At 62.3% G+C, this 13,169-nt stretch carries 11 protein-coding genes; 3 read left to right on the plus strand and 8 right to left on the minus strand.

The genetic code is table 11. The annotated features are described in order from the left end of the window. Window positions 1-158: 158 nt before the first annotated feature. The 6 genes from GLO27_RS17465 to GLO27_RS17490 form a co-directional block, all read right to left on the minus strand. Window positions 159-1,184: a hypothetical protein gene (locus tag GLO27_RS17465; RefSeq protein WP_208323817.1), complete on the minus strand. Its 1,026-nt coding sequence runs from the start codon at window positions 1,182-1,184 to the stop codon at window positions 159-161. A gap of 113 nt (window positions 1,185-1,297) precedes the next feature. After that, window positions 1,298-2,455 carry a hypothetical protein gene (locus GLO27_RS17470; RefSeq protein WP_167256010.1) on the minus strand — a complete coding sequence of 386 codons (1,158 nt, stop codon included), beginning with the start codon at window positions 2,453-2,455 and terminating at the stop codon, window positions 1,298-1,300. Next, window positions 2,452-4,905, minus strand: a complete 2,454-nt coding sequence (locus tag GLO27_RS17475) for a protein kinase family protein (protein ID WP_167256012.1) — start codon at window positions 4,903-4,905, stop codon at window positions 2,452-2,454. Before GLO27_RS17475 ends, GLO27_RS17470 begins: the two co-directional genes overlap by 4 nt. Window positions 4,906-5,121: 216 nt before the next feature. Beyond that, on the minus strand, window positions 5,122-5,547 hold the full coding sequence (locus GLO27_RS17480; RefSeq protein WP_167256014.1) for a hypothetical protein: 426 nt from the start codon (window positions 5,545-5,547) through the stop codon (window positions 5,122-5,124). 156 nt (window positions 5,548-5,703) lie between these two features. Then, window positions 5,704-6,528 carry a hypothetical protein gene (locus GLO27_RS17485; RefSeq protein ID WP_167256016.1) on the minus strand — a complete coding sequence of 275 codons (825 nt, stop codon included), beginning with the start codon at window positions 6,526-6,528 and terminating at the stop codon, window positions 5,704-5,706. Between the two features lie 19 nt (window positions 6,529-6,547). After that, window positions 6,548-8,086, minus strand: a complete 1,539-nt coding sequence (locus tag GLO27_RS17490; protein ID WP_167256018.1) for an SIR2 family protein — start codon at window positions 8,084-8,086, stop codon at window positions 6,548-6,550. Between the two features lie 1,238 nt (window positions 8,087-9,324). Between GLO27_RS17490 and GLO27_RS17495 the strand changes: the two genes are divergently transcribed. Next, on the plus strand, window positions 9,325-10,530 hold the full coding sequence (locus tag GLO27_RS17495; protein WP_208323818.1) for a Druantia anti-phage system protein DruA: 1,206 nt from the start codon (window positions 9,325-9,327) through the stop codon (window positions 10,528-10,530). Window positions 10,531-10,559: 29 nt separating this feature from the next. Here GLO27_RS17495 and GLO27_RS17500 read toward each other — a convergent pair whose 3' ends face one another. Then, window positions 10,560-10,838: a hypothetical protein gene (locus GLO27_RS17500; protein ID WP_167256020.1), complete on the minus strand. Its 279-nt coding sequence runs from the start codon at window positions 10,836-10,838 to the stop codon at window positions 10,560-10,562. 100 nt (window positions 10,839-10,938) lie between these two features. After that, on the minus strand, window positions 10,939-11,286 hold the full coding sequence (locus GLO27_RS17505) for an Lsr2 family protein (protein WP_167256022.1): 348 nt from the start codon (window positions 11,284-11,286) through the stop codon (window positions 10,939-10,941). Between the two features lie 455 nt (window positions 11,287-11,741). On the opposite strand from GLO27_RS17505, the gene GLO27_RS17510 reads away from it, so the two are divergent. Continuing rightward, window positions 11,742-12,287, plus strand: coding sequence for a TetR/AcrR family transcriptional regulator (locus GLO27_RS17510; protein WP_167256024.1), 546 nt, complete (start codon window positions 11,742-11,744; stop codon window positions 12,285-12,287). A 14-nt stretch (window positions 12,288-12,301) separates the two neighbouring features. Continuing rightward, a complete protein-coding gene (locus GLO27_RS17515; protein WP_167256026.1) occupies window positions 12,302-13,162 on the plus strand; it encodes an AfsA-related hotdog domain-containing protein in 861 nt (286 codons plus the stop codon). Window positions 13,163-13,169: the final 7 nt, after the last annotated feature.

The raw sequence follows: 13,169 nt of genomic DNA on the forward strand, positions 1-13,169 counted from the left end.
TCTCATGAGGCCGTGAGGCGGCTACTCGGCTGCCGATAGGTGCTTAGCGGCCCGAACGGGGACGGCAGTAGGCGCATCGGAGCGGCTCTGCGACGATGGCGCGAAAGCGATGGCGCGACCCCTTTTCTGACTGTGAGAAGGAGCACCGGACCTGCGCGTCAGTCGCGAGGTCCGACGTCGCGAAGGAGATGGAACAACCACTGCTCGAACCCGTGGAACCGCTTCTTGACCCAGCGGCCGATGGATTTTGACCAACCAACGAGTTTGAGGATGGCGGTGATTCCTGCGATGACGATGGCTATCGAAATGATGGCGATGCCGTTTGGTGCGATGAAGCCGGCGATTGCCGCCCATGTCTCGTTCCACCACTGGACGATCTCGGCCCGCACAGGCACACCGAAGAGTCCCCAGACGACGAACGCGAGAATGGGAGACGCGATGAGAGCAGTGCGAATCGCCGAAGGTCTCGCCGTGACACGGAACTGGGCGAAGGCACGCATGGGATTCTGCGTCGTGATGGGCTTGTCTGGCCGGGGCTCCTCCTTCCAGTAGTAGACGACGAGGCGAGACCTGCGCGATAGTTCCGGCGACCGCTCGAGGTAGTCAGACCAGACGTTCCCCTCGAGCAGCCGGATGTATTCCGGTTCCGGGTGCAGCGTCGCTGCATGGAGCCAGATCGGTGCCATCACGAACGCGGCCACCGAACGGATGGGCCGGATGCGGTCGATAAGCTGAGAGCCGCCGACAACCTTCTGAGAACTGCGGATATCGGAGATGCGGAAGTCGAAGATCGCTCCGTTCCTCACGAGGCGTGACTTCGTCCACTGCCACGTTCGGCCGGTGCCGCTGATAGGGAAGCGGACGCGGACGTACGCAGACTGCCCTTTCTGGATCTCCTTCGTCAGCGGGATGTCCCACAACGAGAAGCCGCGCTGAGTGAACGCGTCGACCTTCGTCGCCATCTGGGTCATCGCTTCCAGCGCGGTGAACGTGGTACTTCCGTAGGTCACCCTGTCTCCGACGAAGCTGACCTCGCGGTCGAAGATCAGTCCCGCCAGCTTCCTGTCGAGGACTTTCGAATGAAGACTTGACGGTGCGAGGGTGTCAAACGGGAGAGCAAGAGTGACCTGACCGACATTCTTCTTCTTCGCCTCGATGAGGAGTCCGACGTCGAGGACGAACATCCGCCGGTGGATTCCCAGCGCCGCGAGAGACCACAGGTTGAGGTGCACACGCCTGACCTCAAAACCGGTCCGGTCGGCGGCCTTTGCGGCGTCGAGAACAGAGAAAAACGACATCAGATCACCCCTCCCAGCGGGTCGGTCAACGTTACCGCTGTTGTGCGCGGACGCTTGTCTTCGTCCTCCTCGATGCACAGCGCGTTGATGGATCTGACCGTGCGGCTGAGGCGCCCGAGGTCACCGAGGGAGAGGAGGTAGGTCTCGCCCACTCCGTGGGAGTACCCGGCGCCTCCGTAGCTGACGGGAGGGAGCATCTGCACGCGCACATCGGAATGTGCTTCGGCGAACAGTGCGACGGCGATGGACTGCATCTTCGAGCCGAAAGGCAATACTGTGAGGCGGCTCCGTGGCTCCGTGGCAGCGTAGGCAGCCTCCAAGTGCCGGAGCGTCTCCTGATAGTGCAACGTCGAAGCCTTCTGCGACGGGCGATGGCCGTTGATCCGGTTCATCACGCCGTAGCGCCACTCGTCGCGGGCGCGCGGCGGGTGCCCACTGATGAACTTGACGTCGGGGTGGTTCTTATCGATGTTGAACGACGTGTCGATCTTGTCCAGTGACGCGGCAACTCTGTCGGCGTTGAATCCGCAGATGACAACTGCACTCTCGGAGACGGGCTCCAGACGCACGTCGCCGGGAGCGATGACGTGCGCGTTCTCATCGGCATCGAAGTCGAGGCCGAGCGTTGTCCCCTCGGTGGCTTCGCCATCGTCGAGCCTCTTAATGAGTGCCTCCGCTTCCTCGTGCGACGGCTTGTAGTCGAGCGCGGATGCGTAGGCGATGTCCACATCGACCGCATGACTTCGCGCATGCCCGAAGAGTGCCCGCATGACGCGGAGAAGATAAGTCCCGCTACTCGCGCTCACATCGAAGAGAATGCGGGCGTTTGAGGGAAGAAGGGTCTGCAGTCGACTGTCGAAATCGGCTTCCGTGCCCCGGTCGTTGATGATGTGTACCGCGTTCGCGGAGTCGGTCACCAGAGTCACGAGCTCGTCTCGCTTGCGCGCGTTGTCCTCGGTGTTGCTGTCGTAGTCGAGGATGATGGCGGTCGCGATGGACGCGCTGCTCATGCGGACGCGCTCAGTGATGTGCGTGGCGCGGTCTTCAAACCCTGCGGCGCAGATGAGCACGTCGTAATCGCGAAGATCAGCTTCGAGTTCCTGGACGTCGGGTAGTGTCTCGGCCACGCGGTCGTAGGAGACGGCTGTGATTCTCATTGTTGTTCCCCCCAGATGTCGAGCTGTTCGGCGGGTTCGTCATGCGTGCGCCGCCGCTTGCGCCAGTCGTCGAGAAAGTCGTGGGGCCGGTCGAGAAAATCACCGAACTCAGAGGCGGTCGCCTTCACCGCTTCGTCCTTACCGAGCCCTGCGAGGAATGCCGGAAGGAAGATGCGCCGCAAGTGCCACCGTGTCGTCGTCACCATGTCATGCCGGCTACGGCCGGGCTGGATGGCGATGTACACGGCCCTGCGGAGAAGCTCTTTCCGCAGCCGCTGCTGCTCCGCGGTCAACGTTTGAAGTGCCGCGCTGTCGCCGTCGACCTCGATGCGCGGGATCTGCACAGCCTTGCCTCCGCTCTGTTTCGCGGTGTCGACGAGCACTTGGCGGGCGAAGTGCCCGAAGGCCTCGCTGTGCGTGTGCAACTGCTTCCCAAGCGGCCGATGATGCATCAATGACTGCAGCATCTCCCGGCTCACTCCGATGATGGCCTTATGCTGTTGCTTCGTCGGTACCTGAGCTTTCGACGAGCTTGTGCTGCCGGCGAGGACATGCCTGAAGACATACAGTAGCGTCGCCACATCGCCGGAACAGAGGTTGGCGATGGTGCCCATTCCGTAGTACGTCCCATCGTTGCTCTGCGCGGGATCAGCGAGCTTGTCCGCGATGGCCCTCATCGACGGCGAGCCACCGATGAGCTCGTCGGGGGTACCGGACCATTCCGCGGCTCTAAGTCTGTTGGCGAGCAACTGAGTTGCGAACTCGAGGTTGCGTTCTGACGTGGCGGAGACGAATTCGGATCCCGCGTCGACCTCGATTCGTTCGCGCGTGAGGTCGATGGTGAGTTCACCGCCTTGGTAGTCGTCAACGATGCCGTGCTTCTCGCTGCTGACCTTGAACATGTGGCTGGAGCGTCGCTCCCACACGATAGGGATCAAGGCTCTCTGAACATGCTCCGACAACCTGTGGAGGCTGAAATCGTCGAGAAGGAACGCGATGCGGTGCTTGTCGAAGAAGGGAGCTGTTCGCACGAGTGTCGAAGTCAAGTCTCCTAAGAAGGAGATGGAGGTGAGGGGCGTTTCGGGGGCTGCGTGCGTGTGGAGGCGCTTCTGCGACTCGAAGATGGCTCGTTCGAGGCTGCTGGCGGATGAACGCAGCGGCATGTTCTCGAACGATGCTCCATCCGGCTCGTGGATGTGCGCGGCGAAGAACGCAGCGATGGACGCAGCCGCCGAGTCACCCAACCCGAAGACCGTTTCGGCGTCGTCGCGGGCAGCGATAGCCATCAGCGTCGCCACGAGTTCGCGTGCATGAATCAGGTTGAAGTAGTGGATGACCTCATGGCGCATCTCTTCAAGGTCGGACTGCGTTTGAATCTCCGCGAAACGATTCTGGAAGTCCGCGGTGCATGAGACGTAGATTCCGGCGACGTTGAGGAGGTCCAGAGGTACCTCCTTGCCCCGTTGCTCGGCGTGAGCGCGTAGGCTCATCCATCGCAGCACCATACTTTTCCCGCAGCCGCGCGGTCCGGTGAGAAGAACGGCGTCGCCAGAGGTGACCTGTTCGAGCCACGAGGTTTGAGCGAAGAGGTCGAGAAGAAGGCTGTCGCTGCTGATTTGTTCCGCGCTGATGAACTCGAAGGGGTTGGTCAGCGCTCGTGTACGTCGTGGGCCGCCGAAACGTACCCGTTCGAACGCCTCGTCGATGGCATCGCGCAGTTCTTTGCCCGTCCGTATCCCGCGGTTCGCATCCTCCTCGATGAGCATCGGCATGATCTCCCGAAGCTCGCCGAGGAACTCCCGGTCGCTGGCCGTCAGATCTCGTCGCGCGTGCATCACGTTGTGCATGTGGGCGAGGTGGTGCGCGACGTGGTTGTAGTCGGTCCACGGCTTGCGCGTGTTCTCGATGAGTTTCAGGCTCCCCGTGTCAACGATGACGAGTTGCAGCGTGTTCGCGGCGGGCGAGTAGTTCACCTCGCCGGGCAGCGAATCGCGGACCAGGATGTTGCGCCAGTGCAGGTCGTCGTGTGCCAGGCCCTTGGCGGCCAGCGCGTCGAGTGCGCTGGACAGGTGGCGCACGAGCCCCACGACGGTGTTCATGTCAATACGGTCGGAATGAAGCTGGACGAAGTCTTCGAGGGTGAGTGCGTCCGCCACCCACTCTTCGACGATGACCTGGAATCGCTTGCCGGTGGCCTCGTGCGTCCATATGTCGACGTCTTCCGCGCGGGTGAACAGCGGGGAGGGCAGCGCTTGTCGAAGATCGAACTCGCGCCGGGGATCAGATTCGTCGGTGAACTCGATGGGAGTGAACTTCGCCGCTCGCTCGCGCCCGTAACGGTCCTTCACCCGCCATACGAAGCCTGTGTCGCCGCGCGCAACGAATTCCTCAGCGGTGTATGTGTGTCCCGCCTCGAAGGTCTTATCTTCGAAGGCATCGGTCGAAGTCATCAGCGCGATAGTTTCCGCGTCAAGCCGCGGTCCCCCATGACCGGACATACTGCCCCTCTCGTAAGCGGGGTGATGTCGTCCCCAGTCCAATGCACATTATGCCGGTAGAGGTACGTGTCAGCGGGTAAGTGCGCCGAAACTGTGACGGACCTGTTCTGTTCAGACAGTATCGACGAACGGGAGGAATCGTTGTGCAGAAGCGGCGACGACGCTGCTTCACGCAGCCGCGGACAGACGACGGAGTGCTTGCTCGAGTTCAGAGCTCAGGTAGCGGTAGCTCTGCGGAGCGTGCACCCCCAAGCCCTTTCGCAGGTCGTCGAGCGCCACCGGCCGCTCCCATCGTTCAGCGATCTGCAGTTCGATGACGGCAGCGGAGTCCCTGCCCGCGAGGTACTCGTGGAAGTACTTTTCCGAGATGTCGAGCTGCTTGCCGAATGTCGGCCAGAGCCATTGCGGGGTCCCTGTGTGCACTCGATGGATCTTGAGCACGCCGATCACGGCCCGCAGGGGACTGCTGGCGTACAGATAAACGACCGTGCCAGGGGGGAGCGTCGGGAAGCGACGACGAACCTCCGCAGTCTTCTTTCCGGAGAGCAGACGACGGGCGAACTGTGGCTTTACGGATAGTAGTACTGCGGTCATGCGCCGTTGCTCCATGGAGTGTGGTGACAGTTCTCTGCGAGCTGTCCCGGTGATGGCTGTCGCACGCGGCTTCCACCACGTTGCATGTTCGAGGCGGGATGGCCGCGCCCCCAAGTGTCTCAGCTTCGCTCACCTCGCGTCCGCACAACGGGTGACTTACACCGAATACTCGGTCCACAGCTCCTGTGCCTGCACGAATCGCCGGACGGTTCCATTCAGCCCGTCGAGCCACAGTTCGTCGATATCGGTCGGTAGGCTGAAGGTGCCATCCGAGAGTTCCCATATGGTCGCCGTACCGATGTGAGCGTTGCCGCCGGTTGGGGTGGTGAGGATGTAGAGGTACTTGTAGCGCCCGCCGGTGCTGTGCGCACCCGTCACCAGCTTCTTGCGCTTTCCTCGCATCGCCTCGCCGTCCAGAAAGCGGGAGAGTTCCGCGGACGCGCTCATCGAGGTTGGTGGCACCCTCGAGTCCCACCCGCGAATCTCGACGCCCGCGGGCTGAGTGTCGTCGCGCCACGCAAAGACCCAGTTGGCGCTGGCGAGATTGCCGTATGCACCGTCCGGCTCTCGCTGTTCTAGCTCCTTAGCGACCGCCGCCGCGAGTGTGCGTCTTTGGCGGGCTGCCGGTACCTCCCAACCCGGATGAAGGTGAAGCACCCAGTGATCCGCGCCCCTGTAGCGAGAGACAATTTCTGCCGCGAAGCGATCACTGTTGTGCATATCTCGTCGCAGGATCCGGTCGAAGGTAGAGGAGACTTCGACGGCCGCGAGCGTTCCACCTGGCAACGTCAGAAGAATGTCCACGGCGTTGTGACGCCCATCCCTGTCCCACAGTTCAGGGGCCCCGCCCGTCAAACGGCAGAGTACCTGCGCTGCGCGATGCTCGTCCGGGTCGCCTGCGAACTCTCGGTGGAGCCGATCCCAGGCGGTGAAATCCGCCGGCGAGAGTGCGTCGGTGCCTTCGATGAAAGCTGTGGCCATGGTCCTGTCGCGAGGATTCTCAGCTGGTTTCGTCGGCTGGCCACTGGAGTGCCACCGCGTAGCTCCACCAGTCTTGGTGGTCTCGCGCTTCCACGGTGACGGTGAACTCATCGCCGGCGGCGAGGTCGCCTGAGATGGGGGCCGTGCGATGCTCATCGGCGAGCATCGCCCCAATGGCGAATGGACCGCCCCACGCGGTTTTACCGATCTGAACCTCGACGACATTGGGCTCGTCAGGGGTGGCGAAAGGCGGGTAGAGCGTCACCTTCTGAAGCAGTGCGTAGTCGTTAGCCGCCCTGAGCTCGGGGCCGGTCTCGCCGCGTACAATCTCGAGGGTGACGGGATGCACGGGGCGTGGCCGGATGCCGTCGAGGGCTGTCGGTAGAGCGTCCTTCGCCCCTTGGAAGATCACATCCAGGCGGGGAGGCGCACTTTCGGCGCGGACACGCTCAGGCCGGAGGGCATCGATCAGGACCCGTCGGAAGCCATCCACTTCCTGTCGCGATGGCCAACCCGGGTCAATGACCGATATGGTCCGAGTCGGATCTGCGTTCACCCAGGTGCGGACAAGCGCGTTGACGTGTACATCGGTGAACGAGTAGCCCACGACCGCCAGATGTGTCGCCCGTGACAAGGCGCGTTCGAAGCTCGCGATGAGCGCGAGTGTCGGTCCTTCGCCGTTGAGCTTCTCACGGTCGCCGATGATGATGGCGGGGCGATCTACGGGTCCATGCGGCGACACCCGCACGGATGGACCCGCAACGAATGGGAAAGGCGAGTCCGCGTCGTGGGCCTCTGACCACTCATCAAGCTGGGTTTCCGCGGATACATACTGCCAGTCGAGAGATCCGTGCAGCTTGAAGAGATTCATGTGACCAGCCTCAGACTCGAACGTCATCTGCGTGCCTGGGACCCATTGGTCGATACGGCGATGCACGGGAGCTGACAACTCCGCCGCGGCCGCTTCGAGGGTGAGATCGTAGTTCAGTGTTGCGATGTCTACGCCGTCTTGGTGATGTGCAAGGTCGATCAGCGGTCGGAGATAGCCGACGTCCCCGTGCGCCGCAAGGATGCTCGAGACAGTTTTGAGAAGGTGCTCTTCCAGTTGGTCGAAGATGTGGTCGTGACGATCTGACGCGATCTGCCGGATCGCGAGCGCCAATCGTTCGGGGTCGATTCCTGCGCCCTCCGAGTACTGGGCGTCGTAGAGCGCGCGACGCAGATCGGGAACGCCGGCGGATGCTGTTGCACTGAAGATGCCGGGCGCAGACTTCCACGACGCGACGAAAGGATCCGCTTCGTGCTCGTCGCGGTTCTTGAGGAGCCGGACCGCCGAGATCAACCGCTCGGTGTTCACCGCCTCAAGCGGGCTGTCGCCGTGTCGACCCCGATGGGCGACCATCTCGCTGTACACGAAGTTCAGAGCTTCGCGCACTCCGGGCGGGAGTCTGGAGTCTCGCGCGTTGAAACGCCTGACGACTTCTTGTGCGAGGCCAAAGGTGGTCTTCAACCCCGCATCGAAGGAAGCCCCGGCCCCCAGCAGCACTGCAGTTCTCATCCGTCGATTCTCGCAGTATGCGCGGATGTACCGAACCGTCTGTGAGGGAGTGAAGGCTGCTGTTCATCGCGGTGACCCCGATCCGGCTGATCGGCAGCTGTACGTGCACATATTGAGCGCTGGTACGTCGCACAGTCCGCACAGCAGGTGAGTGAAGCTATCGCCCACGGAGCTCGCGTGGCGATGCACGTCAACGCCGAACTCACCATCCGCGACGCGAACGCCGAGGTACTGAGCCGCCAGCTTCGACATGATTGACGTTGGGCTTCAAGTTATAGGGGTCAGATTCCTCCTGGCATAGGCGAGCATCGGAACGGACGGACAACGTAGCAGGAATGGCTTGTCGCTGTCCCAGTGCGCCTAGCCTGTGCGTCGAGTGCACGCATGGCGTCTCCTGTCAGTCTGTGAGCCGGTTGTGATTCGCTGTCTCTGAGTACCCTGCGGCAGGTGCCACGGGGTCCCACGAAGCCCGTATGCGCGCCGCCGTCACGAAACGGTTTCACGCCGGCATTCGTGGTCGATGACGAAAATGCCAACTGTCGGCCAAGGTGACCTTGGCTGGAGTTTCCCCAGTGTTTTCGAGGGATCGGGGGCCGGTGGCAAGGTTGCCAAGTAGTAGGTAGTTCATATGAGAGATCAAAAGTAAGTAAGTAGTAAAGGGGGCCCTACTCACCTCTAAATCCTCTACAGGGCTACACCCTGCACTTGGTCACCTTGGCAGATGGAGCACCAGACCTACTCTCGACTGGCCAAACGAGCCGTTCTGGCTTGGCAGCGAGCTTGGTGCGACCGTGACATCGAGATTTTCTGGAGAATCTGGCCGAGATCACCCCGGAGTCGCCGCAGGGTAGACGGTGAGAGAGCGTCGCGGAGAACACGTCCCCGGTCGATGCAAGCCATCGAGTTACCGCGACCGTAGCCAGGAGGAGGAGGAGGAGTCCCCGCGCCGGGGTCAGTGTTCAACCCCCACATTCCTCGATGATCCGGGCGCGCGGAAGTAGCGGAGTCCGCTCGGGCATCGTCCGGGAGTAACTCGCACGACGGTCATGTTCGAATAGCCGGCGTCGAGGCGCGGAGGTGCCGAGAACTAGAGTGAACACTGGATCTCGGTAGCCGCAGGACGCGTGACGAGGACGTTGCAGGCATGGTTGTCGCGAGCAACCGTGCCGACCGCGCATGTATGGGCTGTGAACCGTACGATAAACGCAAGCAGGGACACCCCGAGAGGAAAGGGAAGCGTGCAGACCAACGCGCTACGCGCATCCCCGGACATTCGCGTCGTGCCGGGCGCGAACGCCTCGGTCGAATCGGAACTCCGTGAGCGCATCCTCTCTAGCCTTGCTGGACAAGGCTTCAAGCTCCTCGACGACAAGGGTCTCCTCGCACCAGTCGGAGATAAGGCCAGCGTCCGTTCTCTGCATGACCTGGCTGTCGCAACGCAACGGGAGCGAGCACGAGGTGCATTGGAGAGGCATGAGCCGACGTTCATCCGGCGCCTCGCCCACGGAGGTGCCATCGACCCAGCGAAGGTGTCTCCACGCCTGGTTGTCCTCCCGCCGGGCAGAGGCCGTGATGCGCTGCTGTGGCGATGGCTATCGCTGCACTGGTCTATTCCTGTCTCCGGCGGGTACGGGCGTCGGATACGTGCACTGATCCTCGATGAAGGTCATGACGACGCGGTGATGGGGCTCATCGGACTGGCAGATCCGGTCTACTCCCTCGGCGTCCGCGACCGTGCTATCGGGTGGTCAGCCGAGCAACGCAAGAGCCGGCTGACATCCGTCATGGATGCCTTCGTCCTTGGCGCAATCCCGCCATACAATGCCCTGCTCGGTGGCAAGCTCGCTGCTCTTCTTCTCCGCAGCGATGAACTGCGTGCGGTGTTCGATGAGAGGTACGGCAACAGGGAGACTCTCATCTCTCGGCGTGATCCGGAGGCTTCTCTCGCGTTGGTGACGACGGCTTCAGCACTCGGGAGAAGTTCCGTGTACAACAGGGTGCGGGACTCCGACGGTTCCTTGGCGCTCCGCACCGTGGGGTTCACGCAAGGGACAGGAGATTTCCACTTCTCAGGCGAGGTCTACGACCTGCTGGCTGAGGCAGCTCGTCGCGAGATGGGGGAGGGCGACGTAACCCACCGCCATGCAAACTGGGGGACCGGATTCCGCAATCGACGGGAGGTCATCCAACGCGGGCTCTCCGCAGTTGGCTTGAGCTCATCCCGGTTCCGGATGCATGGTGTCCAGCGGGAGGTCTTCCTCGCGCCCCTCGCGCGCAACAGCCTGGAATGGTTGAGGGGAGAAGAACCGCACTTGGAGTGGGTGTCGTCTCCTGTCGACGATCTCGCTGCCTGGTGGAAGCGCAAGTGGATGCTTCCGCGTGCAGACAGGGTGAGCGTGTGGCGCGACTTCACTCCCGATTCGTGGAGGCTATGGACGACGTAGCGCACCACCACCGGGGGAGCCGCATTCGGTCAGTCGGTCGCGGGTGGGATCCGAAAGCGAGGCACATCACCAAAACCGGCGTCTATGAGTTTCGACAGACTCGCGGACTCCTTCGGCCGGTAGACAGCGCGGCCGCTCGCGGCATAACCCTCGTCGAGCTGCCACAGTTGGAACAGCCCGTCCGCTCGCTCTTCCACGATGAACGGATGGTAGTGCGCACCATCGAAGGGTATGCACTTCTCGCCGTACTCGTAGTCGCCTGCATCGCTGTATCCGATGAGCAGAGCGCGCTGCTGGATCCCCGTCATGCCGGACAGCGTAGGCGTTGCCTTCCTGTCGGGCGCGGAAGGTTCCCCGAATGTTATGCCGGTTCAGCAGTCGCTGTCGGCTCTCGAGGGTTGAAAAACGTCAGCGCTTGGACTTGCTCGCGATGTATGCCGCACGAACTTCGGTCGGCACGCGTCCGTAGTCGCTGACCGTGATCCCTTGAGCACGCGCCCATTCACGGATCTCCGCCAGTTCAGTGGTCGACTTTCGGCGTCGCGGAACCCCGGATGAGGAGCGCGCACTCTGCGAGGAGCGGGCCACCCCCACGAACGGGGCGACAGCCTCCTTCAGCTTCTCCAAGTTCTCGGCGCTGAGGTCGAGTTCGTACTCACGCCCCTCCAGCGCAAACTGCACAGTACCCCCAGCACCGTCCGTGATAGGTGTGCCATCGAGATCGTCCAACAGTTCGACCGTCACTCGCTTAGACATTTCGCTCCTCGTCAGGGTCCGGGGAGAGCGCGGGTTCGGGTCCCGCGCTCACGATCCAGGATAAGCAAACAATTCCCCATTCCGGTGAGTATTTCGACTGAATACAAAAGCAATGTGCCCGACTTGAATTTTCAAGAAATCAATCTGTTCGGGACGGACTTCCCTCTGCGGCGGGCTCTGTTCGCGACGAGCGAGGCTCGAAGCGCTCGGCGCCCGGTGCCACCGAACCATGCACTCTCGCAGAGTCTCCCGCGTCGAGCAGAGGGACGGTGAAGCCGAGTTCAAGCCGTTCACTATGTCCGCACCCATACCTGGAACTGTCGCGCTCCGCGTGTGCGCCGTTAGACTGAGCGCGCATCGACGATTACGTGTCGGCCGAGGGGAGCGACGTCATGTGCCCAAGCAGGATGCCGCGCCTCCAGCAACAGCGGTCGATTGACACGCGAGAAGCGATCTTGACAGGTGCAGCCCGCGTGTTCGCGCGTGTCACCTATGCCGAAGCTCGCTACCGCGATGTGGCGGATGAGTCTGGCGCTAGCGAAGGCGCTCTTTACTTCCATTTCCGCAGCAAAGCCGACCTTGCAAGAGCTGTCCTCGACGAACAGCAAGCGCGAATGACTGCCGTCCTGGTGCGCACCGAAGAAGAGGCAGGATCTGGGCTACAGATCCTGCTGAGCCTGATGACCAATCTCGGAGATCTCATCTCTCGTGACGAGATCGTACAAGCGGGAATCCACCTCGCCGGACAACCATCGTCGGAGGTGAACCCCGAAGCTAGTGAGCCCTACATGGAATGGGTGCGAATCGCGCGGTCGCTCATATCGCGCGGCATCGGAGACGGCTCGATCCGCGGTGACGCCGATGTCGACCTCTACGCTGAACTCTTCAACACCGTGTTCGTCGGCTCGCAAGTCCTCGCCGGGCTCGAGGACCGCTGGGCTTCGCTACCTCGAAGAGTTGAGCGCCTCATTCCCACCCTCAGAGCGGTCCTGTCCGCATGAGCGCCTGACCGGCGATGGTCGCTGGATCAACAGAGTTACTCCCACCCCCGGGTTCCGACCCTGCGCCTGGCAGGGAGGGTTCGAACGTCGAGGGTATTTCCCCCGACGAGGTGCACAAGAGAAGACCGGAGAACGTCTGGTTGCAGGACGCGGTTCACGAGTCGCCGCGTTCGATGCGCTCGCGTTTCGAGGTGCCCCCTCGTGGGGTGAGGCTCCGATTCGTCGACCTCATTGAGGTGCAGCGTCAGATCGGCATTCTGCAAGCCCACCGGCAACTGGGAGTACCCCGCAACACTGTATTCGTGCTCGACCGCATTGCGTTGAAGTTCGTGACACGAGCGACCGTCGCAGACGAGCCACGGAACGCGGGCACTGTCCGAGCACACATCGTCGCGACGGGCGCCCGAGGTCGGCCTAGATCTCTTTCGCAGCACTTTTCCATCGAAGTGCCCTCCGGTCTTTTGGCCGTGGGGACTGCGCGAGCGTCGCTGATCCCTCAGGGGGTCTACGACCGCGTGCGTCGATTGCCGCCCGAATCGGTGCCGTCAGAGAAGCGACCGACGACGTCCGACTCCAGGTATGCAGGTGCCCTCGTGGTCGACGGTCGTGACCCGCTGATCTCGGATCATCCGTCGGACCACCTCACGGCGATGCAGGTGCTCGCCGATGTTGAGAGAGTGGCTGTCGAGAACTTCCCGTCGGCGGGTGTTCGGGAGCTCAAGCTCGCGTTCTACCGGTACACCGATGTGGAGCCGGCTCCGTTGTTGCGGCTCAACGTCGCGCAGAGCGGGAGATTTCAGGCTGAGGTCACGCAGCGTGGCGCACGCTCCGCGAAAGTCACGGGCGTACTTGATCTACGAGAGGGCAAGCATTGACCGAGAG

This window comes from Microbacterium sp. Be9, assembly GCF_011754135.1.
Classification (GTDB): domain Bacteria; phylum Actinomycetota; class Actinomycetes; order Actinomycetales; family Microbacteriaceae; genus Microbacterium; species Microbacterium maritypicum_A.